General features: G+C 59.0%; 18 protein-coding genes and 1 riboswitch. Of the genes, 4 read left to right on the top strand and 14 right to left on the bottom strand.

The window, feature by feature from the left end; all coding sequences use genetic code 11:
* Positions 1-48: 48 nt before the first annotated feature.
* From ASE04_RS16255 to ASE04_RS16230, 6 genes are all read right to left on the bottom strand, one after another.
* The gene (locus ASE04_RS16255) at positions 49-1,764 is read right to left on the bottom strand and encodes a dihydroxyacetone kinase family protein (RefSeq protein WP_056819018.1); all 1,716 of its coding nucleotides are present in this window, start codon (positions 1,762-1,764) and stop codon (positions 49-51) included.
* Positions 1,761-2,714 carry a sugar phosphate isomerase/epimerase family protein gene (locus ASE04_RS16250; RefSeq protein WP_056819017.1) on the bottom strand — a complete coding sequence of 318 codons (954 nt, stop codon included), beginning with the start codon at positions 2,712-2,714 and terminating at the stop codon, positions 1,761-1,763. Before ASE04_RS16250 ends, ASE04_RS16255 begins: the two co-directional genes overlap by 4 nt.
* Positions 2,715-2,765: 51 nt before the next feature.
* Entirely contained in the window at positions 2,766-4,313 is a 1,548-nt protein-coding gene (locus ASE04_RS16245) for a tripartite tricarboxylate transporter permease (RefSeq protein WP_056819015.1), read from the bottom strand.
* A gap of 33 nt (positions 4,314-4,346) precedes the next feature.
* Positions 4,347-4,847 carry a tripartite tricarboxylate transporter TctB family protein gene (locus ASE04_RS16240; protein WP_056819012.1) on the bottom strand — a complete coding sequence of 167 codons (501 nt, stop codon included), beginning with the start codon at positions 4,845-4,847 and terminating at the stop codon, positions 4,347-4,349.
* A gap of 66 nt (positions 4,848-4,913) precedes the next feature.
* Complete coding sequence (locus tag ASE04_RS16235) at positions 4,914-5,903, bottom strand: tripartite tricarboxylate transporter substrate binding protein (protein ID WP_056819010.1); 990 nt, start codon at positions 5,901-5,903, stop codon at positions 4,914-4,916.
* A 70-nt stretch (positions 5,904-5,973) separates the two neighbouring features.
* On the bottom strand, positions 5,974-7,002 hold the full coding sequence (locus ASE04_RS16230) for a 4-hydroxythreonine-4-phosphate dehydrogenase PdxA (protein WP_056819009.1): 1,029 nt from the start codon (positions 7,000-7,002) through the stop codon (positions 5,974-5,976).
* Between the two features lie 174 nt (positions 7,003-7,176).
* Here ASE04_RS16230 and ASE04_RS16225 point away from each other — a divergent pair, with 174 nt between their 5' ends.
* Positions 7,177-7,866: a GntR family transcriptional regulator gene (locus ASE04_RS16225; RefSeq protein ID WP_056819007.1), complete on the top strand. Its 690-nt coding sequence runs from the start codon at positions 7,177-7,179 to the stop codon at positions 7,864-7,866.
* 636 nt (positions 7,867-8,502) lie between these two features.
* On the opposite strand, the gene ASE04_RS16220 is transcribed toward ASE04_RS16225, so the two are convergent.
* Together ASE04_RS16220 and ASE04_RS16215 are read right to left on the bottom strand one after the other, a co-directional pair.
* The gene (locus tag ASE04_RS16220) at positions 8,503-9,291 is read right to left on the bottom strand and encodes a potassium channel family protein (protein WP_056819005.1); all 789 of its coding nucleotides are present in this window, start codon (positions 9,289-9,291) and stop codon (positions 8,503-8,505) included.
* A gap of 575 nt (positions 9,292-9,866) precedes the next feature.
* A complete protein-coding gene (locus tag ASE04_RS16215; protein WP_056819143.1) occupies positions 9,867-10,508 on the bottom strand; it encodes a hypothetical protein in 642 nt (213 codons plus the stop codon).
* 728 nt (positions 10,509-11,236) lie between these two features.
* Here ASE04_RS16215 and ASE04_RS16210 point away from each other — a divergent pair.
* Positions 11,237-12,448 (top strand): serine hydrolase domain-containing protein, encoded by a 1,212-nt coding sequence (locus ASE04_RS16210; RefSeq protein WP_056819003.1) that lies wholly within the window; start codon positions 11,237-11,239, stop codon positions 12,446-12,448.
* Positions 12,449-12,605: 157 nt separating this feature from the next.
* Here the strand turns inward: ASE04_RS16210 and ASE04_RS16205 are convergent, their stop codons facing one another.
* The 5 genes from ASE04_RS16205 to ASE04_RS16185 form a co-directional block, all read right to left on the bottom strand.
* Positions 12,606-13,292, bottom strand: a complete 687-nt coding sequence (locus tag ASE04_RS16205; protein ID WP_056819001.1) for a class I SAM-dependent methyltransferase — start codon at positions 13,290-13,292, stop codon at positions 12,606-12,608.
* A gap of 77 nt (positions 13,293-13,369) precedes the next feature.
* A complete protein-coding gene (locus ASE04_RS16200) occupies positions 13,370-14,188 on the bottom strand; it encodes an ABC transporter ATP-binding protein (protein ID WP_056818999.1) in 819 nt (272 codons plus the stop codon).
* A 9-nt stretch (positions 14,189-14,197) separates the two neighbouring features.
* Complete coding sequence (locus tag ASE04_RS16195; RefSeq protein WP_056818996.1) at positions 14,198-15,232, bottom strand: FecCD family ABC transporter permease; 1,035 nt, start codon at positions 15,230-15,232, stop codon at positions 14,198-14,200.
* On the bottom strand, positions 15,229-16,233 hold the full coding sequence (locus ASE04_RS16190) for a FecCD family ABC transporter permease (protein ID WP_056819141.1): 1,005 nt from the start codon (positions 16,231-16,233) through the stop codon (positions 15,229-15,231). Before ASE04_RS16190 ends, ASE04_RS16195 begins: the two co-directional genes overlap by 4 nt.
* A gap of 16 nt (positions 16,234-16,249) precedes the next feature.
* A complete protein-coding gene (locus ASE04_RS16185) occupies positions 16,250-17,233 on the bottom strand; it encodes an ABC transporter substrate-binding protein (RefSeq protein WP_056818994.1) in 984 nt (327 codons plus the stop codon).
* 248 nt (positions 17,234-17,481) lie between these two features.
* Between ASE04_RS16185 and ASE04_RS16180 the strand changes: the two genes are divergently transcribed.
* Complete coding sequence (locus ASE04_RS16180; RefSeq protein ID WP_338012494.1) at positions 17,482-18,324, top strand: LysR family transcriptional regulator; 843 nt, start codon at positions 17,482-17,484, stop codon at positions 18,322-18,324.
* Between the two features lie 112 nt (positions 18,325-18,436).
* On the opposite strand, the gene ASE04_RS16175 is transcribed toward ASE04_RS16180, so the two are convergent.
* The gene (locus tag ASE04_RS16175) at positions 18,437-18,937 is read right to left on the bottom strand and encodes an SRPBCC family protein (RefSeq protein ID WP_056818992.1); all 501 of its coding nucleotides are present in this window, start codon (positions 18,935-18,937) and stop codon (positions 18,437-18,439) included.
* Between the two features lie 325 nt (positions 18,938-19,262).
* A riboswitch (cobalamin riboswitch) is annotated at positions 19,263-19,484 on the top strand.
* Between the two features lie 248 nt (positions 19,485-19,732).
* Between ASE04_RS16175 and nrdH the strand changes: the two genes are divergently transcribed.
* Positions 19,733-19,954, top strand: coding sequence for a glutaredoxin-like protein NrdH (gene nrdH / locus ASE04_RS16170; protein WP_056818990.1), 222 nt, complete (start codon positions 19,733-19,735; stop codon positions 19,952-19,954).
* Positions 19,955-19,961 lie beyond the last annotated feature (7 nt).

Below are 19,961 nucleotides of genomic sequence, written 5' to 3'. Positions count from 1 at the left end.
AACTCAGGTTGCAGTCTCAGCGCGAGGTCAAATCGTGGCGCTATCGGGCTAGCCCTGCCTATCGGCGATGTATTTCCCGGCCACCCGCGACACCAACGCCAGGGAGACCGCACCGGCGTCGGGATGGCCGATGCTTTTTGCCGCAAGCGGCCGGGCGCGGCCAAGCTTCGGAGTCAATTTGGCGGTTGCATCCGCCGCGTCGGTTGCTGCCGTTGCTGCCGATTGCCATGCCAGACTGAGCGACCGACCGGCAGTGACCTCACGCTCCAACGTCTCGACAAAGGGCACGAGGGCATCAACCAGGGTTTTATCCCCCGGACCGGCTCGGCCTAGACGGGTCACGCCTTCCAATCCTAGGCGTGCCCCTTTCGCGATAGCTGTCTTATCGAGCGTCTCTTTGTCGCTCAAGGCATTGCTCCACGAGCGCAGCAACAGGCCCCAGATTGCACCAGATGTGCCGCCAGCTCGATCAGCCCAGGCGTCTCCTGCCACAGCCAGGACGCTCGCAGCGCCTGCACCGGCAGCAGCCGCCGCTTTTGCGGCTTCGAACGCGGAAGAAGAGCCTCGCCGCATTCCCTGACCGTGATCGCCATCGCCGGCAAGCGCATCGATGCGGCCAAGTTCTTCTTCGGCGTCCCTTAACGCGAGCGCGATCATCTCGATAAGGCTGGCGACGCATTTGCCGTCGGCCTTGGAGCTTTCACTCGCATCGCCGAACCTGGGCAGGCTGTCGTCGTCAACGAGCACGTCGGTGGCCATCTCAGTTGCAAATGTAGCACCGCGACGCAGGACAGGCGCGTCACAGGCAGCCGTCCAGAGCGGCTCCAGTTGCTCGTCGAGCCAAAGCAAACTAAGCGAGCAGCCCTGCATATCGAGGCTTGTGACGAATTCGCCGGCCTCGGGGAGCACGACCTCCAGCCCTGCAGCCTCAAGGCGCGCGGCGATCGCCGACCATAATACGAAGAGCTCTTCGTATTTCGTCGCGCCAAGACCATTCAAAATCGCTCCAACGCGCTTTGCGCCGGCTGGCCTTTCGGCCAGCAGCTTGTCTGTCAGCAAGGCGGCAAGATCTTTCGCGCAAACGATATCTTTTTCGCTGATCCCGGGCTCACCGTGAATACCCAGACCCAGCGCCATCTGTCCTTTCGCGACATTGAAGAGCGGCTGGGGCGAGCCTGGCAATGTGCAGCCCCTGAACGCGACACCAAAGGACACGGTTCTGTCATTGGCATGCCGTGTCAGGCGTGCGACTTCGTCAAGGTCGAGGCCGACTTCGGCCGCCGCGCCGGCAATCTTGAAGACCATAAGGTCGCCGGCGATGCCGCGGCGCTTCGCTGCAGTTTCGGGCGGCGCACTAGCAATGTCATCTGTGACCGGCACGATGCGCACGTCGATGCCTTCGGCGCGCAGCCGCTCGGCCGCCACACCGAAGTTCAAAACGTCGCCTGCATAGTTGCCGAAACCCAGCAGGATCCCGCCGCCGTGATCGGCAAGTCGGCAAATGCGCGCAACGGCGGCAGTCGACGGCGATGCGAAGACGTCGCCTGCAACCGCGGCGTCGGCCAGGCCGGGGCCAACATAGCCTGCAAAAGCCGGATAGTGCCCAGCCCCGCCCCCGATCACGACTGATACCTTGCCATTCGGCACCTTCGTTGCGCGCAGGACGCCGCCTCTCACAAGCCTCACATAGCGGCTGTAGATGGCAGCGAAGCCTTTAAGGGCCGTGTTTGCAAACTCCTCCGGAGCGTCGAAAATCGTTGTCATTGCATCTGTCCTTGGTCGCGAGGCAGAATGCGCCTCAGATACTCACGGTTGGAGGCGCATACAGAGAGGCCGTCGCCTCCGTAATGCTCGCAGAGGAACGGGCTGGCAAATCTGTGCGCCAGCGCCATGCGGATGGCGGCGCGATAGTTGATGATCCCGGATTCTAGCGGTGCCGGATGAGTGACGATGACACCGGAGGCAGGATCTTCCGTGCGCGTGTAATTCTTGACGTGCCAATATTTCGCGTAGGGCGCGACCTTGGCCATCATCTCTTGCCAGTGTTCCATCGGCCGATGCAGGCGGATGAGGTTGCCGAGGTCGGCATTGATACCGACATTGGCAAGAGCCACCTCTTCAACGAAGCGCACCGCACTTTCGGAGGTGCCAAGGTAGGTATCTTCGTACATTTCGAGCGAAATCTCGATGCCGAGATCTTCGGCATGACGGCCGAGCTCGCGAATGCGCCGCACTGCCTTGCTCCAAACAGCCGTGTCGTCGGGGTTCTTATGGCCTTCCACGGTCCAAAACCAAAGTGCTTTCATTTGTGCATCTGTCAGCGGCTCGAACAAGCCAAACGAAACCGAGCCAGCGCCAATTGCCTTGGCCGCGTCAATGACGCGGTGGCTGTATGCAAGGTGATCATCTCCATGACGGGCGTCGATGACACTGCGCCGGGACGTAGAAATCGCCGGAATGGTCAGGCCAAGCGAAGCAACGAGGCTCATGAAGCTCTCAAGCCTGGCCGGCGTCAGATCGGCGAGCCTCAACCAACTGTCAGTTGGATCAAGCTCAGTGAAGCCAGCATCGACAACATCGGATAATGTGTCGGCCCATTCTTCCACCGATTGGTCCTGAACGGAACGCCCATCATTGAGCATGTTGGGGTATTGAATCATCGCGGCTGCTATTGGCCAATTGTCTCTCGTCCACCGTCGTGGCTTGGTGGTCATGTCGCATCCTCGCAAGATTGTCGGGTGGAAAGGCTGGCTTGGAGAGCGACGTCACGCCGCTGTCTTACTGTCGTGGTCGTCGGTCACGGAAGGAGCAATCGCAGCCTTTCGAGGGCGAGCGCTCGCCACTATCCACATGACTCCTGGCGATAGAAGCAGCGTCAGTCCGAGCAACATCAAACTGGTCACGAGCCCGTTCGACCAGAAGATCGAGAGGTTGCCGTTGGACATCAGCATCGACTGGCGGAAAGCGTCTTCGGCTTTGTCGCCAAGAACCATCGCTAGCACCAGAGGAGCGAGGGGATAATCCAGCTTCTTGAAAACATATCCTAGAAGGCCGAAGCCGATGACCAGCCACACATCGATGATGTTATTAGCGACCTGATAGGCACCGGAGAAGATGACGGCGACAATGATCGGACCTATGATCGAGAAGGGAACACGCAGGATCGATGCGTAGAGCGGCACAGTGGCGATCACCAGGATGACGGCAACGATGTTGCCGAGATACATGGATGCGATCAGGCCCCAGACGAAATCCGGACGATCGGTGAACAGCGTCGGTCCGGGCGTAAGGCCCCAAATCATCAGGCCGCCCATCATGACCGCAGCCGTGGCCGAACCGGGTACGCCGAGCGCCAGCATCGGCAGCAGGGCCGAGGTTCCGGCGGAATGGTCCGCAGTTTCCGGAGCGACGATACCACGCGGGTCGCCCTTGCCGAATTTCGACTTGTCGCGGGCCGAGCGGCTGGCCACGCCATAGCTCATGAACGATGCCGCGGTCGGGCCGGCCGGCGTGATGCCCATCCAGATGCCGATGATTGTCGAGCGCAGGATGGTGAACCAATATCGGGGCATTTCAATCAGCGTCCGGCCGATCTCGGAAAGTCTGACACGTGCCTTGATGCCTTCGAAACGCAAGCCCTCTTCCGTCGTCAGCAACAGCTCGCCGATGCCGAAAAGACCCATGACCGCGATCAGGAAGGAGACGCCCTTGATCAACTCCGGGATGTCGAAGGTGAGGCGCAGGTTTCCCGAAATCGTGTCCATGCCCACGGAAGCCAGCGCAAAGCCGATCATCATGGAGACGAGGGTCTTGAAGGGCGACTGAGCGCCCATGGAGATAAAGCTTGAGAAAGCCAGGAAATAGACAGCGAAATATTCGGGCGAGGAAAAGCGCAGCGCGAAATTCGCGACCCAGCCGGAGAGCAGGGTGATCATCACAACACCAGCCAGAGCGCCGATGCCGGCGGAGACGAAGGCAAGCGTCAGTGCACGGCTCGCCTGGCCGGATTTGGCCATCGGATACCCGTCGAAGGTCGTCGCTACGGACGACGGTTCGCCCGGAATATTGAAGAGGATCGACGTTGTCGAGCCACCGAAAAGCGCTCCCCAATACATGCACGAAAGAAGGATGATCGCTGAGATTGGGTCCATCGAGAAAGTGAGGGGCAGAAGCAGCGAGACGCCATTCGGGGCACCCAAACCGGGCAGCACGCCGACCAGAATTCCGAGCGTAACGCCGAGCACCATCAGAAGAATGTGATTGAAGCTGAGGATGTGGCCGAAGCCGTCCATCAGGAGACCAATGTTTTCCATGTCTTTCCTCCTAAAGACTTGAAGCCGGCGGGATCAGTAAATCCCGAACCACGCTTCGACCGGACCTTTCAGGAGCGGGACCTTGAAGCCGATTTCGAAGATGACGAAGAAGAGAGCCGAGACCGCAACGCCAGTCGGCAGGCCGATCCACCATTTGTATTTGCCCTGCAGCGTCATGGCGCCGGCGATGTAGAGCGCCGTGCCGATATAGAGGCCAAGGAAGGTGGAGATCGCCGCGAAGGCGACAAGCGGAAGAAGAAAGCTAAGAACAGCCTTGAAGCGGGCCATCTCGACGAAGATGGCGCCCGTGCCGCGATGCTTGAGGAAAGCGCTCACCAGATTGGCGACGCTGCCGAGAATGATCAGGAGGCCGATGTAGAAGGGAAAGTAACCCGCATCCGGCCCCATTTCCGTCCAGCCCATGCCGGCTTCGCGCGAGCCGACACAGACGGCGACGCCGAAGGCGCCGGTCAGAAGCGCGACGGCAATTTCCATGGAGAACCGGGACACGCCCTTGCTGCTACTTTCACTCATCGTCCAACCTTTCCGATGGGGAAGCGGGCGCCGTCATGGCGCCCGCGAGGAACCTTGGGAGGAGGTTCAGTTTGCCAGCCAGCCTTCGCGCTTTAGAACTTCCGAAACCGAAGCCTCGTCCTTCTTGATGAAGTCCGTCAACTGGGTTCCGCTCATGAAGTTTGCGGACTGGGAGGTGTCGGCGAGGTATTTTGCCCATTCCGGTGTCTCGGAGACCTTCTTCAGAAGGCCGGCGTAGAAATCCACGACTTCCTGATCGACGCCGGCGGGCAGCCAGACGGTGCGGGGCATGGAGTAGTTGTCGATTGCGATGCCGCTGTCCTTGCAGGTGGCGATATCGCTCCACCCCTTGTCGCCGGCAACCTTGGCGTCGCTCTTCAGCTTTTCGGACTTGAAGACGCATAGCGGCTTGACCATTCCGGCCTGCCACTGACCCAAGTTCTCGCTCGGGTTGTTGACGTTGGCGGCAATGTGTTCGCCGGCGAGCTGAACGGCTGCTTCGCCGCCGCTCTTGAAGGGGATATAGCCGAGTTTGGTGCCGGTTGCATCGTTGATCATCGAGGTGAGGATCTGGTCGACGTCCTTGGACTGGCTGCCGCCGACCTTCATGTCGGCCGATCCCTTGGCCTTGGCGACGAAGTCGGCGGCCGTGTTGAAATCGGCCTTGCCGTTGACCCAGAGGATGAACTCATCAGCGGCGAGCGAGGCGACGGGGACGAGGTTGTCAGCTTTGTAAGGAACCTTGGCGCGGATCGGCAGCAGGTAGGCATTGTTGGTGCCAAAGGCCAGCTTGTAGGCATCGCCATCGTAACCGGCAGTGTAGACGAAACCTTCGGCGCCACCTGCACTGCCCTTGTTCGTGACAACGACCGGAGCCTTCATCAGCTCGTACTTTCCAATAATCGCTTGGATGGTGCGGGCAAAGATGTCCGTGCCGCCGCCGGGGCCAGCCGTGACAACGAATTCGACCGGGCGGTTCGGCTCGAACGCCATAGCCGGGGCGGCAGTGCCGAAAGCGGCTGCCATGATGCATGCAACTGATACTGAGCTTTTCATTTTCACTCCTCCATTTTGAATGAACGACGTGGCCCTCAACCACGCCGGTAGCGACAGAAATCGTCGGTGTTCAGGCCGCGGCCCGCGCGGCGCTCCTTTTTGCCATGCGCGCGGCAAGAAGCACCGCTTCGCGGCTGGCGCCAGCGTCAGCGACGCCCTTTCCGGCAATGTCGTAGGCGGTGCCGTGTGCGGGAGTGCAGAGTGCGAATGGCAGGCCGCCCATCATGGTGACGCCCTTGTCGAACCCCATGAGCTTCATCGCGATCTGGCCTTGGTCGTGATACATCGTGAGGACGGCCTGATACCCGTCCTTGAGCGCGCGCAGGAAGACCGTATCGGCGGGGAATGGGCCTTCCACTTCCCAACCACGCTGGCGGGCGAATTGCACGGCCGGCTCGATGATGTCGATCTCTTCCATGCCGAAACTACCGCCGTCGCCTGCATGCGGGTTGAGGCCCGCGACGGCGATGCGCGGATTGGCGTGGCCGGCTGCGATTAGGCACTGCCGGGTCAGCTCGATTTCCGCGAGAATGCCGTCAACCGAGAGATGCGCAGCAACGTCCTTCAGCGGGATGTGTGAAGAAACGCGAGCGTTCCAGACCTTTTCCAGGACGTTGAATTCTCGGACCTTCCCCGTGAAGTTGATGACATCGGCAACGAAGCGGATTTCGTCATCATAACCTGGATAGGCGAAACGCATCGCCTGCTTGTTGAAGGGCGTGAAGCAAACGGCCTCGGCGCGGCCTGCATCGGCCAGTTCGAGAGCCGCGCGGAAGTTGCGGGTGGCGAAAGTGCCGCCGGCAAGCGTGGCCTCGCCGCGCTGAACATCGGCCGGATCAAGATGCCCGAGATCAATGAACACATGTCGATCCGTGCCGGCGCGCTCGAAATCCTCAAGCGAAGCCGATGCCAGATCAAGCTCCAAACCAGCGCAAGCGGCGCCTTCGTCGAGAATGCGCTGATCGCCGATTACGACGAGATGGGCTGCGTCGCGGATGTCGTCCATTGCGAGAAGACGCGCCGTCAGTTCAGGGCTGATGCCGGCCGGGTCGCCTATGGCGAGCGCGATAACGGGGCGCACGGCGTTGTCTTGCGTCATTGAGAAAGTCCTCCGCTTCCGATCTGAGATAACGTCATATGCCATTCAAAATTCTGCATCAAGTCTTTTGTATTCTGTATGCAGCATTTTTTGTTGACCCCTAAGCAGCCTCGGGTCATGGTTCGTCTATCGCGCCGGGTCGCCGCGAATCCGGGAAGGGGCAGGTTTAGAGACATGGACGAGACTTCATCTTTGCAACGGCGACCAGAAGGTTCTGGACCCGGTCCGATCCGCCGCACCGCGCTGCACGATACGCTCGTCAACCATCTGCGCGACATGATCATCGAAGGTGATCTGGAACCGGGCACCCGCCTGCATGAGGGCCAACTCGGAGAACAGCTCGGTGTGTCGCGCACACCCCTGCGAGAAGCGATAAAATATCTGGCGAGCGAAGGGTTGGTGGAACTGGTTCCGAGCCGTGGCGCGGTGGTCAAGCGTTTCAGCGCCAAGGATGTGAAGGATATGCTTACCGTGCTGCGCTCTCTAGAAGAGCTTGCTGGCAAGCTCGCCTGTGAGGTGGCCAGCGACAACGATATCGCCGGCGTCCGCACCCTGCATGACGAGATGATCGATTGTTACAAGGCAGGTGACCGGCTACGATATTACAAGCTCAATCAGGATATCCACTCGGCGATCGTCAAGCTTTCGCAGAACGCCTCGCTGGCGGATATTCATATCATGCTGCAGACCCGGCTGAAGCGCATTCGCTTCATCGGCCATGAGGGCCCGGAAAAATGGGCTTCTGCCGTCGCCGAGCATGAGGAAATGATCAGCGCGCTGGAAGCCCGCGATCAGAGCCGTCTGTCAGAAGTGCTGGGTCGGCACCTCTTCAATGCTTGGGACAGGGTACGGGACACGTTGTAAGTTTTCTGATCGCGCGGTAACCGTACCCCCACCTTGCGGATGAATGGAGAGACGGGCGAGTAACAGTTCTGCCGAGAACGTCGTTTTAGGTTCGCATTTGTCAAAAGATGAAGGCGCTCCCGTATGCTATTTTGAATCTGATCGTCAGCTCCCACTGGCCATACGATCTACCGGAACAGAATCCTGCTGGCATGTTGGTTCGAAAACGGTCCTAGGAAAATTTCTCGCGCATCCTACTGCCGGAGCAGCCTCGGACACGATTCACCGGACAAAAGTGGCCTGCAGGTTCGGTCCGTCAGCGAAAGACGGTGGCCGCAAGGTCGCAATTACCATCAATGCGGAAACCCGTTACTGGATGCGACAGTGCCAGCTTTGGCGATTGGCAGCCGGGGCAGGGATTCGAACCCCACGTCACCGCGCGAAGGCGGGAAGCAACCTCAGGATCCCTGAGGATGAGGAGAGCGCCTCGCTCCGATTAAGCTTACGCCCGACTGTCCAATCAACGCCCGAATCTCGACGATGTTCCACCGGCAGCACCCAGCGTCGATCCAGCTTCGCAACTTAGCAGCACGCGTCATATGTCGGCTGCTCGATAGTCATGGCTTCACTTTCGCTGCCGAAGGGATTTTGCGGACACTACGATCCTTCGTCGGGGATGTTGAGAACCTCTCCGCAAGCTTTGCAGTGAACTGCGTCGGCGTCGTGCCGCTGCAAGCCACATCGATGGCAGGGATAAGTAACCTTGTGTGGCCGGACCACCGCTTGCGCAAGTCTCACGAATAGCGAGATGCCTACGATCATCGTCACCACCGACGTTAACTTGCCAAGAGTACCTGGCAGGGTGATGTCACCGAAACCCGTTGTCGTGACCGTCGCCACGGTGAAGTACAGTGCATCTACAAAGCCTTTGCCACCTTCCTGATGGTAGAAAAAGGTCGTGTAGACGAAACCCGTCACGAGGAAGAGAAAAACCAGGAAGTTCAGCACGGCGCGAACGACGTCGAGATGTTCGCCGCAGTCCATTCTCCGCAGAGCCTCAGTCAGGAGTGGGCTGCGGCCGATTGCCCAAAGTCTCATCACCCTGAGGAAGGCGAAGTTGAAGAGAATGCTGGGGAAGAGCAGCGTGCCGAGGACGATGACATCAATCCATGTCATCGGCCTCTTCACCCAGTTTAATACGGAAGGCGCCGCGATTGCGCGAATAACCATCTCTGCCGCAATCCAGACGGCTATCGCGTAATCAATTATCAAGTAGGTCGGGCCGGACCGGAGGTACGGGCCGAGCAGGAAGAAGGCAAGGATCGCGAGATCGACGGTTGCGAACAGGGCTTGGAGCAAAAACGCTTTCCTGCCTTCGAACCGGTCCAACCGTCGCACGCTACCCCTAAAGCTTTGATCGGCTTTGGTGTCGTTTAACGTGTCCATATTATGCGACGTATCCCGTGCGCATCAATGATCAAGGTCAATGGCCGAGATACCACTAATCGGGCTATCAACGCACTGAACCGTGGCTGGCTTTCTCTGCAATGCCGCTTTTGGATGCCGGAGCGTTAGGGCAGCGCAGGAAGGCGGGCGCGAGCCATTTAGATTGACCGCTGTCACCTGCCGCCATCAAAGCGATCAGCAGGCGGGGCAGGGATTCGAAACCAGCGTCACAGCACGAAGGTAGGACGCAACGTCAGGGTTGCCAAGCGAAGAGAGCATCAAAGGATTGTCAGCGGCCATCCGAACAGCCAGTTCGACGAACTGTTGCCGTGGTCCTACCACCCAGACAAGATGGTTGGATAAGTTCGCGAGCGAAAATATCATGACTAAACAAAGCATTATTTGGGAACGGGACATCGGGTCATTCAAGACCAAAGCTGCAGCGATGGCTGAAGCAGAACGCCTTGCTGCCTTGCAGTGGCCACGGACCCGGTCAAGAAAAACCGTGTAATCCAAACATCGCTCACATTTGATCTCCTGAGATGGTGCGAGATTGCCGCGCGCTCGCTCCCGCTTCAGCGCAGGAGGCCGTCACTTCCGAAATCGTCCCATCCGCTTAACCCGGGCACTGCTTCCTCAGGGGTCGGTTCGGTACGTTTGGTCTTCTCCTTCTTTTTCAGTAAACGCGTCAGCTTCGCCTGATACGCGGCCCGCCTTCGGTTTTCAGCTTTCGCTGCCGCGTCATCTTCCCGCCATTCATCGACGGCGCCGCGGTCGAGCAGGTCTTCGACAACACGGGGGTCGAATACATGGAAGGTGATCTGCCTTGCTCGTCCCCGCAATCTGACTGTTCGTATTCCAGCGCTGGGAAGGCGGCCGTCCTCTAGCCAACGCTTCCTCTCTGATGCGGTTATCGTAAGGATGTCCTCGATCTCGCGAGGGATGACGGGAAGGTCCGCGATGTCCTCCAGCGCTTTCGACACGACGGAGGAGGTCGCGCGGAACACCGTCTTGGCATTCTCCGGCATGATGAGGATGAGTGCGCCCGACTGCATGTCGAGGGACTTTTTGACTACCGACGGCAGCCGGGAACGGACTTCTTGTAGAATTCCTTTGACCCGCACAGTCGATCCGAGCGTCGCCTCCACCGGAAGCGACCACTCCCTGATCAGCTCGGGATCGTCGCTATTTTTCTTTTTCGTCGTCATCTTGGGCATACTCGGGCAGATGGGATCGAAACCGTCGAGCTTCAACAGGCTGCGGACGACGGCGGCCTTAAAGCAACAGATTAGAGAGGACGACATCACCGAGGGCTGTATTGTGCACCAATTCTCGGTGTCGTGAAATTGCGGCTGACCTTCGAAGTCATTCCCAAGCCAGTTTGACGACCGGCGATTTATCGGGTGGCAGCGAACAGACGGCATCCTGTGCACACCAATGCACGCTGCCGCGGAACTGTTTGGAGTTCTCGAAGTTTGCATTTTCGAGATCGCGCTTGTGTCAACCGGGCGCGACAGGGATGGTGAACGCAGCGATTTTTCCGGTTTCTCGCTGCGGGCAACGAAATGCCAGGCGAGCACCCGACCTGTCCAAGCTGCGATTTCGCCAGACTCACATTATGCTGACGTAACATCTCCTGCACGCTATCCGAATCGCATTTGACGCCTCCAGGCAAGCAAGAATCGTCCGCTTCCGGCCCAATGCGGACATCGATGGCTGCATTGCGGTGGCTTTGCGCCAAGCACTCGACGCCATATTCAGTTAGCCATTGTCTTGGCCGGTGGAGGTCGAGAATTCCTCCCAATTGACCGCCCAACAGTTGTAGTGTCTATTGGTCACCGGCATCCCCGGCCCATAGCGTTTTGCTAGTTCGGCCAGTATTTTATTCCCGATCCGTCATGTTCATTTCAAGGAATGGCTACTTTCCCGGAGGGGCGGCGCGACAATGGAACTGGCTAGATGTCGAGGAATCGCAGCAGCGATCGTCCTTTTTGTCACGGGCACGGCGCTTGCCAGCGAAACGCCTACGCAAACTCAGCGCGTACAGGAAGCGCTGGACGCCTGGCTCGCGGAACGGTCACCGGTCGAGGGTGTCACCGGCATCGCCGCCTACGTCAGCCTCGGCGCACCAGGTCCGAACATCGAAGCCTTTGCAGGCAAGACCGGAAGAGCCGATGACGATCCGCCGGTAGACCAGAATACTCTCTTCGCCATGGGTAGCACTTCGAAGTCCTTTGCTGCCGCAGTGATCCTGAAACTGGAAGCCCAAGGACTCCTTTCCATCGATGACACGGTTGGAAAGTGGTTGCCGCAATATCCCGCCTGGGGCAGCGTTAGCATCCGCCGCCTTCTCGATATGACCAGTGGTATCCCGAATTATTCTGAGACCGAATTCATCTCGCGTAGCTGGGTAGAGCAGCCGAAACGCGACTTAACCGCGGAAGAACTGGTCGCCGCAGCATATCCCAACGGCAGCAACAACCTGCCGGTGACTGAAGGGTACCACTACTCCAACACCAACTACATTCTCGCCGGCCTCATCGCAGCTAAGGCGACGGGCAAACCCTATCAGGAGCTTGTCCGTGAACTTGTTATTCAGCCGCACGGCCTCCACTCCACCTTCTACTCTCCGAGGGCCTACCCACCGGAAGTGATCGCCCGGTTGGCGCACGGCTATTTCGAAAACACCGCTTGCGCCGATTACCAGCCGCCCGACTGCAAGGAAAGTTGGAACAAGCCGATGATCGGTCGCGACGTGCGTGAAGACAGCGCCTCCTGGGCTCAGGCCGCGGGCGGCGCTATCTCCAACGCGCGCGATGTTACTCACTGGATGCGCGCCGTATTCGAAGGCCGTGTGGTGCCGCCGAAGCAACAAGCCGAATGGATGTCGATGGTTTCGACCAAGACAGGTGAACCGATCACGGAGATCAGCGAGGAGCATCCTCAGGGTTTTGCCCTCGGCCTCGTGCAGGGCATGATACCGGGCGGCCCGGCGTGGTTCTATCAGGGCATGACCCTGGGCTATCGCACTCTTTATGTGTGGTACGAGAAGGATGGCATTCTGATCACCGTTCAGACTAACAGCCAGCCGAACGACGAGGCAAACAAGCTTTCCGAAGCCGTCGAAGCAATCCATGCCGCAATCAAGACACAATAGAAGATGGGTCTCTAGACAAGGTTGGGCGGCCTTATTGGCTCGACAGGCAGTCGACGCGCGCATCGATCGTAGCGGGCTCTGCAATAACTGCTTCCGCCCGAAGCGGAGGTCAGCCCTCTCCACCAATCGTCTCCGGCGCGTCCAAACTCGGCCTCGCTCAGCCAGCGTTTTTGACAAGACGGAATACGATCTTGGTTTGCGTATAGTAATCCAGCGCATCCGCGAAGTCGGGAGTCCAGCCGTCGGCGTAGAAGGGGATGAAGCCGTCATATTCCAGCTTCCTGGCGGAGACCTCGAAGCCAGCCCTGGCGAAGGTCGTTGCGTAGTCGGTGATTGACCTGTCTTGGACAACGGTGTTGGTGCGGTTGGCGACCAGGTCGCGCCACTTTGGCCAGAGCGGATTGTCGGTGTGACATCCCGTAACCGCGTAATAGACCCCACCGGGCTTCAGCGCCTTGAAGATGTCGGCGGCATGGGCATCAAGGTCTTCCACGAGATAGATCACCTCATGACTGATCGCGACATCAAACTCTTCAACCCAATTCTCCAGCGTTCCCCCAACCGCGTGTTGCACCGGAATGTTGCCCTTGAACGCCTCGGCCCTGGCAACGGACTGCTCGGCGATATCGATTCCGAGGGCCTTGCGAAACGGGCGCAGCGCATAGAGATGCCGCAACAGGCCACCCTGATTGCAGCCGAAATCGAGCACGCTTTTCTGGCAAAGGTCACGCTCGACGATCAGATCGATCAGGTGCCGCCAGATCGGGGCATGGCCATCCGACATGCGGTCTTCGGCGTCAGGATCAACGTACCAGGTGGTGATGGTCTTGGCGGTCTGGCTCATTGCGGTCTCCGATGCGATTCATAGTTGATGGCGACATAAGTTCGGTGGTGGGTTGAAGGGGCGCGTGCGAGAACGGTTTAAGTTTCCCTGCCAGGGATTTGTGCGCCTGTGTCCAACAGCTTCAAAAGATCGACATCGAAATGTGGCGGCTTGCCGGGTCCGACCTCAACGAACTTGCCTTTCACCCGAAAGGTCTTTTCAATGAGCCCGCTCTCGGCCAGTTCTCTGGGATCACCATCAAACCGCAGTTCGCCTTTTTCCAAGAGCGATATGCGATCGCTGATGGCTATGGCTTGATTGATGTCATGGATTGCCATGACGATCGTGACCCCGCGCTCCCGGCTGAGGCGGTGTACAAGATCGAGAACTTCGACTTGGTAGCCGATGTCGAGAAACGAGGTCGGCTCATCGAGTAAAAGGATGCCGGCTTCTTGCGCCAGCGCCGCTGATATCCAGGCGCGCTGTCGTTCGCCACCGGAGAGCTCTTGAAGTGTTCTGTTGGCAAGCTGTTTCAGCCCAGTACTTTCGAGCGCCCACTCGATCGCTTGCTCGTCCTGGCGGTTATAGGAGCGAAACAGCCCGACGTGTGGAAAGCGACCCTGCCGGACAAGCTGGGAGATGGTCATCTCGTCTGGAGCGACCGGCTGTTGCGGCAGGAACGCGAGCTTCTTCGCGATGGCCTTTCTTGACATCGACGCGACCGCCACGCTTTCGATGGAAGCTTTTCCTTCCGATGGCTTGATCAGCCCGGCAAGAGCCTGAAGCGCCGTACTCTTCCCCGATCCGTTCGGACCGATCAGCGCGCGGATTTCGCCCTTTGCCATGGTAAGGGAAAAGCCGTGCAGTGCTCTTCTGCGACCGTAATTTACCGACAATTGCGAGCAAGATAGTGGCATGGGTAAATCTCAAGGAACCTTGCGCAAAAGCGCAAGCAGGACGGGTACACCCATGAGGGCGGTGACAACGCCGATCGGGACCTCTTCGGCCCCTCCGGCGAGACGGCCGATCAAATCGCCGAGCGTAACGATAATTGCGCCGAGGACGACGGTGAGTGGAAGAACCAAAGGAAAATGCCGGCCGGCAAGAAACCGCGCCAGATGCGGCACGATCAGGCCGACGAACACGATGGGGCCGACCGCGCCAACCGCGCTTGCGGCGAGCGCACAGGACACGAGCAGGACCAGGGAAAACTGCCATCGATAGGAAAGCCCGAAGGACCGCGCCACTGTTGCATCGAACCGCAGGAGAACAAGCGGGCGGTAGATCAGGGGAAGAACGGCCAGTCCAGCGACTGTGAACGGTAGCAAGAAGAACGCATGATTCCATGTTCGGGCGTAGAGGCTACCCGACATCCACTCGAGGATGATCTCAATTCTCGCCGAGCCCCAGCCAGCAATAAGGCCAATGGCAACAGCATGCATGACGGCTCCAACAGCAATCCCGCAGAGCGTTATCCGGAGCGGACTGAGTTCGAGGCGAAAAGCCAGAAGGTAGATGATGCTGCCCGCGATCATGCCGCCCACCAGCCCGGCCACCTGCAACCACGCGATCGGCAGTTCGTTCACGGAATAGGAGTCCGGATTAACTGAATAGACCGTGAATAGCAGGAACATCGTCACTGTCAGTGTCGCTCCTTGCGAGACGCCCATAAGCGAAGGGTCGGCGAGTGGGTTGCGCGTGATGGTCTGAAGAAGCAGGCCCGCCAGCGCGAACTGAACGCCCGCAAGAATACCCGTTACGATCCTCGGCAACCTGATGTCGAGAATGATCGAGCGCGCTTCCTGCGAACCGCTCCCCGTCAAGGCGGACAGGACGTCCCGCGCTGGGATATCGACGATCCCGAGAAACACGGCTGCCAGGAATGAAAATAGTACGAGCGTCATCGCGACTGGAAGAATCCATGGGCTTGGCCGCCCAATCGCCGAAGCTTTCGTGCTCATGGACCTTCACTCCTGAAATTCAGCCGGCCACGCTGGATGAGATAGACGAAGATGGGTCCACCGAGCAGCGCTGTGATGATGCCGACCGGAAGCTCCTTGGGAATGGCAATGGTGCGGGCCATCAAGTCGGCCGAGGTCACGATCAGCGATCCGATGGCGGCGGCCAGTCCGATTTCCCAGCCTGTGCCGCGTGGTCGCAGAAGACGGGCGATATGCGGTGCGGCCAATCCGACAAAGGCGACGGGTCCTGCGACCGGAGCGATGCCGGCAACCGGGCAGATGCCCAAGACGAGCAGAACAGGCTTCCAGAATCCCAGCTGCACACCCATCCCGGCGGCAGACCGGTCGTCGAGAGAAAACATCCCGATCACCCGATAAAGGATCAAGGCTCCCAATACACCTGACAACACCCAGGGCAACATCTGGAGAAGATTGGCCCACGATCGGCCCGAGAATCCGCCGACCAGCCAGAACAACAGAGCCGTGGATTGCGGGCCGGCAAACAACAGGACGTAGATCGTTATCGCGCCCAAGAACAGCGACACACTCACGCCGCCGAGGGCGAAATGTAGAGGATGACCAGTACCTCCGCGTGCAACCCAGAAGGTCACCGTTGCCGCCGCAAGTCCTCCGCTGAGCCCGACAACCGGGTAGAGGTGTCCGGAAACCGAGGGAAAGAACACAAAGCAGGTAACGATCGGTGCAACCGCACCGGCGGTAACCCCCGTGATGCCGGGATCGGCGAGTGGGTTGCGCGTCAGAGACTGGAGGATATAGCCCGAGACGGCAAGACCTGCGCCGGCGGTTGCTGCGGCGAGACTTCTCGGCAGCCGGAGCGTCCAGACAAGGATCGATTCAATCTTCCCGTCCGGGGCCACGAGGGCCCGCAGAACGGCTTCGATCGACAGCACTTTTGCGCCGGGCAAGAGCCCGGCGACAATGATGAACAGCGTCGCGACAACGATAAGGCCTATGGCCACCGAGGATTTTCGTGCATCCATCGTCGCGATCAACTCGTCAGTTCTGGACTTCGGCAGGAATGAGTTTTGCGGCTTCGGTCCGGACGTCTACTTTCGGGAAAGCGTCGGGGTAGAGGTAATGAGCGGCTTCGCGCAAAACGATCTCGCGGGCAATCGGACCATTGGTCTCGACCCATTGGTCGCCAACATAGAACACCCTGTTGTTTTTGACCGCGGTGAGCTGGCTCCAGATCGGATTGTTCTCGTGCGGGCGATCCGGGCCGTAATCGTAGATGAAGAGGACCTCCGGGTCCTTCTCGAGCATTGTTTCCAGGCTAAGATCAATGCCGAACTCGCCACCCGGTGTCATCGCTCCCGCGATATTCTCGCCACCGATGGCATTGACGATAGATGCGGAAGTGTTCTCGTCATGGAACGCGAACGGCACTTCGCCGCCCCACATAATCGCGTAGCGGGGATGAACATCCTTCGGAGCCTTGGCGGCTATCTCGGCCAGATGCGCACGGAAGTCCCTGTTCAATTCGATACCGCGCTCGGGGTTTCCGAGGATTTTCGCCAGCGCTTCGATTTCCTTGTCGCTTCCGTCGAGCAGTTCCATGTTCCAGGCGACATAGGGCGCAATCTTCTCAAGCTGGGGCGCATTGCCCACCGTGTAGCGACGGATCGCAACGATCAGGTCTGGCTTCGCTTCGGAGAGCAGTTCGAGGTTCGGCTTGGCGCGCTGACCGATCTGTACCATGTCCTTGGTAAGGCCAAGCAGGAACTCGGGAGGGCGGCCGGCTACCATGTAGGTGCTGGCAACCGGCTTGATGCCGAGCGCAAGCGCGACGTCATCTGCAAAATAGGAAATCGAGGCGATCCGCTTTGGCTGCGCCGGAACCTGAACCTCAACGCCGCGATCATCGGCCACCTTGACCGTGGCATCGTCGGCGAGCGCCGGAATGGTTATCAAGGTGGTGCAGGCGGCGAGCATTCCAGATAGCACAATGCGGCGGCTCGACAGCGCAAAATTGAATGGCATGGTTCTCTCCCTTTAATTGATCAGCAAGGACAGTGACGCGCGTCCAAGTCATGCCGTTGCGAGAAACACATGCTGCGTTCTCGCACCCCACGTTCGAACCGGCGCCGGATTCCGTCTCTCAACCTGTCACGTCCTCGATCATTCTTGCCAGTTTGGAGGATTGTGGATAGATACAGTCAAGTTAATTGCAAGCGAAAGATTCTCACGCCGGCATGAGGAATTCTCAATCTGATCCGAGGCTACCTCCGTTGGGCACGCTGCCCGCGTTCTCGATCGCAGCGCGCACAGGCAGCCTGACGCTCGCCGCGCGGGAATTGAACCTCACCGCGGGGGCGGTCAGTCGACAAATCAAATCCCTTGAGGATGCGCTCGGTATCCAGCTCTTCAATCGCAAGCATAACGCCATCGCGCTTACCGATGCCGGCCGGCAATATCTGACGCATATCAATGCTGCTCTCTCGACAATCGATACCGGCACCCGCGCACTCCTGCCCGATCGCGTGCGCATGGTGGTTCAAGCCCCGATCACCATTGCCCGGCGATGGCTTATTCCCAGGCTTGGCTCATTTATGATGGCGAACCGGAGTGTCGACCTTAGCATCCAATCGCTTGCGCTTGGTGCAAGCGACGTTCCCGATATCACCATTGTCTATCGACGGGGCTGCGATGAAGCCCGGTTTCCGTCTGCTTTTCTCTTAGACAGGACGGTTGTCGTATGCTCTCCGCTCATGATCGGGCGGGCTGCCGCCTCGATGAATCCCGAGGCGTTGCTTGATCTTCCGATCCTGCTGGATACTGCGGACGCATGGTCGTGGCGGTGCTGGTGCGATGCGGCAGGTATCGCGTTTCGGCCTCGCGGCGGAAGCGTCACTTTCGATACGGATGAGGCATCCATCGACGCTTGTCTGACCGGCCTTGGAATCGGACAGGCTAGCCCGTCGCTCATTGAACGGGAGTTGAGAGAGGGGCAACTCGTCGTACTGTGCCCTCATCTCGCCCCGATCGTCGGCGCGTACGAGATAGCTGGCCCAATGGCCAATGGGTTGGCAAGCGGGTTTAATGAATGGCTCCTGAAGTGGCGAGAGGCCTAATTCGCATCAATCCGCATGAGCCAGTGTCCGATGATTGCGAGATACCTTCCGCCATATGTGAATGTCCGTTTTCGGGCGAGCAGCATCCCGTAGAGGTCGCGAGTGATCTGCGCTACTTGCCTGTGCCGGAAAGCAATTCGTCCAGTTGCTCCAACTGTTCCGGCAATGCGGCCGCACTCCCCTGAAGTGCTTCCTCAAGCGCCTCCGTCGACGGATAGATTTCGTGGAAGGTCAGCAACATTCTCCCGCCCTGATCCTCGAAAGTCACGGTCGTGACCGCGCCCTCTTCCTCTTCGTCATTGGTCCAGACAATGCGCTCATTTGAGACCACATCAAGATACTTGCCGTAAAAGGCCATCGTTTCCGCGCCACCGGCGCCAAATTCCAGCCGATACTTGCCGCCGGTGCGGACGTCGATGTGACAGGCTACAAGCAAGACACCAGTTGCAGATTTAGGCACCCACCAGCGCTGGAAGAGCTCAGGCTGGCTCCACGCACTGAACACCGTGCTCGGGAGCGCGTTGAATGCCCGTGTCACTATGAGTTCGCGGTCGCCTCTACGCTCGACCGACGTGCTGTTCTGGGTGCCGTCTCCATTATTGACTTGCTTCATCTGGTTTCTCCTCGGCTTGGCGGGCGAGCTTTTTTGTGGCCGCTCGTCATGACGACGTTCGGAGAAGACGGAGTCCGACACGCCACTGCGAGAAAATGTCATCGCTAAGCGACTTTCTCCAGGTCCTGTGGCTCCGCCAATCGAGATTTCAGTGCCGACGTCATAACTCCTTCTGGCGCAAAGCGCCAATTGAGGTGGCCGTGAGACCCTAGCGGATATGTCGATCAATCAGGACGAAGGCCCGGCTTCTTTTGTCTTCGAGATTCATCCCCAGCGTCTCCGCATTCGCTCGACGGCATCAGTTGACGAGATTTTAGCCTCGTATACTATATCTAGTGTTCAAGGTTCTTCCGATTCGTGTCGGAAGCTAAGACGGGAATACGGTGCGTGAGGCCCATGACGGGCTGAGTAATGCCGGAGCTGCCCCCGCAACTGTAAGCGGCGAGCATTCGATCGATACGTCCACTGATGTCTTGAGGGCATTGGGAAGGCAGGTTGAATGTGACGACCCGCAAGCCAGGAGACCTGCCTTGCAACGAAAACGTCCACGGGCGGGGTGTCCGGAAGGTCGCGATTGCGTGCGGGATGTTGCCGTGCGTACCGCTTCCCCTGACCGCCGCATGAGCCACTTCGGGGTGAAGTCTTATGATCTTGAGTTTCGAATTCCGTCCGCGCGAGTGACGGGCGCCTGAGCGTCCGGCGACCGTAAGCGGCTGCCTTCATCATTCATCATTTTGCCCGGACATCGGCGGATGTCCGATCGCTATCGCACGCCTATCCGACACGAGGATTACCATGAACATTACCGTCTACAGCAAGCCCGCCTGCGTCCAATGCACGGCGACCACCCGCGCGCTCGATCGCCAAGGGATCAATTATGACGTGATCGACGTCTCGACCGACACGGCGGCCTACGAACTCGTGCAGGGGCTCGGCTATCGCCAGGTTCCCGTCGTCGTTGCCGGCGACCTGCACTGGGCGGGCTTCCGTCCGGACATGATCAGCGCGCTGGCCTGAGGGTCGA

This window comes from Rhizobium sp. Root708 (assembly GCF_001429725.1).
Taxonomy (GTDB): domain Bacteria; phylum Pseudomonadota; class Alphaproteobacteria; order Rhizobiales; family Rhizobiaceae; genus Rhizobium.
This window is presented reverse-complemented; position numbering and strand designations above follow the sequence as displayed.

Coding starts and splice junctions, on each gene's coding strand:
- ASE04_RS16205 (WP_056819001.1), bottom strand. CDS start 13,292: ATGAGCCAGACCGCCAAGACCATCACCACCTGGTACGTTGATCCTGAC.
- ASE04_RS16225 (WP_056819007.1), top strand. CDS start 7,177: ATGGACGAGACTTCATCTTTGCAACGGCGACCAGAAGGTTCTGGACCC.
- ASE04_RS16190 (WP_056819141.1), bottom strand. CDS start 16,233: ATGGATGCACGAAAATCCTCGGTGGCCATAGGCCTTATCGTTGTCGCG.
- ASE04_RS16230 (WP_056819009.1), bottom strand. CDS start 7,002: ATGACGCAAGACAACGCCGTGCGCCCCGTTATCGCGCTCGCCATAGGC.
- ASE04_RS16200 (WP_056818999.1), bottom strand. CDS start 14,188: ATGCCACTATCTTGCTCGCAATTGTCGGTAAATTACGGTCGCAGAAGA.
- ASE04_RS16240 (WP_056819012.1), bottom strand. CDS start 4,847: ATGAGTGAAAGTAGCAGCAAGGGCGTGTCCCGGTTCTCCATGGAAATT.
- ASE04_RS16210 (WP_056819003.1), top strand. CDS start 11,237: ATGGAACTGGCTAGATGTCGAGGAATCGCAGCAGCGATCGTCCTTTTT.
- ASE04_RS16195 (WP_056818996.1), bottom strand. CDS start 15,232: ATGAGCACGAAAGCTTCGGCGATTGGGCGGCCAAGCCCATGGATTCTT.
- ASE04_RS16220 (WP_056819005.1), bottom strand. CDS start 9,291: ATGGACACGTTAAACGACACCAAAGCCGATCAAAGCTTTAGGGGTAGC.
- ASE04_RS16255 (WP_056819018.1), bottom strand. CDS start 1,764: ATGACAACGATTTTCGACGCTCCGGAGGAGTTTGCAAACACGGCCCTT.
- ASE04_RS16215 (WP_056819143.1), bottom strand. CDS start 10,508: ATGCCCAAGATGACGACGAAAAAGAAAAATAGCGACGATCCCGAGCTG.
- ASE04_RS16175 (WP_056818992.1), bottom strand. CDS start 18,937: ATGAAGCAAGTCAATAATGGAGACGGCACCCAGAACAGCACGTCGGTC.
- ASE04_RS16245 (WP_056819015.1), bottom strand. CDS start 4,313: ATGGAAAACATTGGTCTCCTGATGGACGGCTTCGGCCACATCCTCAGC.
- nrdH (WP_056818990.1), top strand. CDS start 19,733: ATGAACATTACCGTCTACAGCAAGCCCGCCTGCGTCCAATGCACGGCG.
- ASE04_RS16235 (WP_056819010.1), bottom strand. CDS start 5,903: ATGAAAAGCTCAGTATCAGTTGCATGCATCATGGCAGCCGCTTTCGGC.
- ASE04_RS16250 (WP_056819017.1), bottom strand. CDS start 2,714: ATGACCACCAAGCCACGACGGTGGACGAGAGACAATTGGCCAATAGCA.
- ASE04_RS16185 (WP_056818994.1), bottom strand. CDS start 17,233: ATGCCATTCAATTTTGCGCTGTCGAGCCGCCGCATTGTGCTATCTGGA.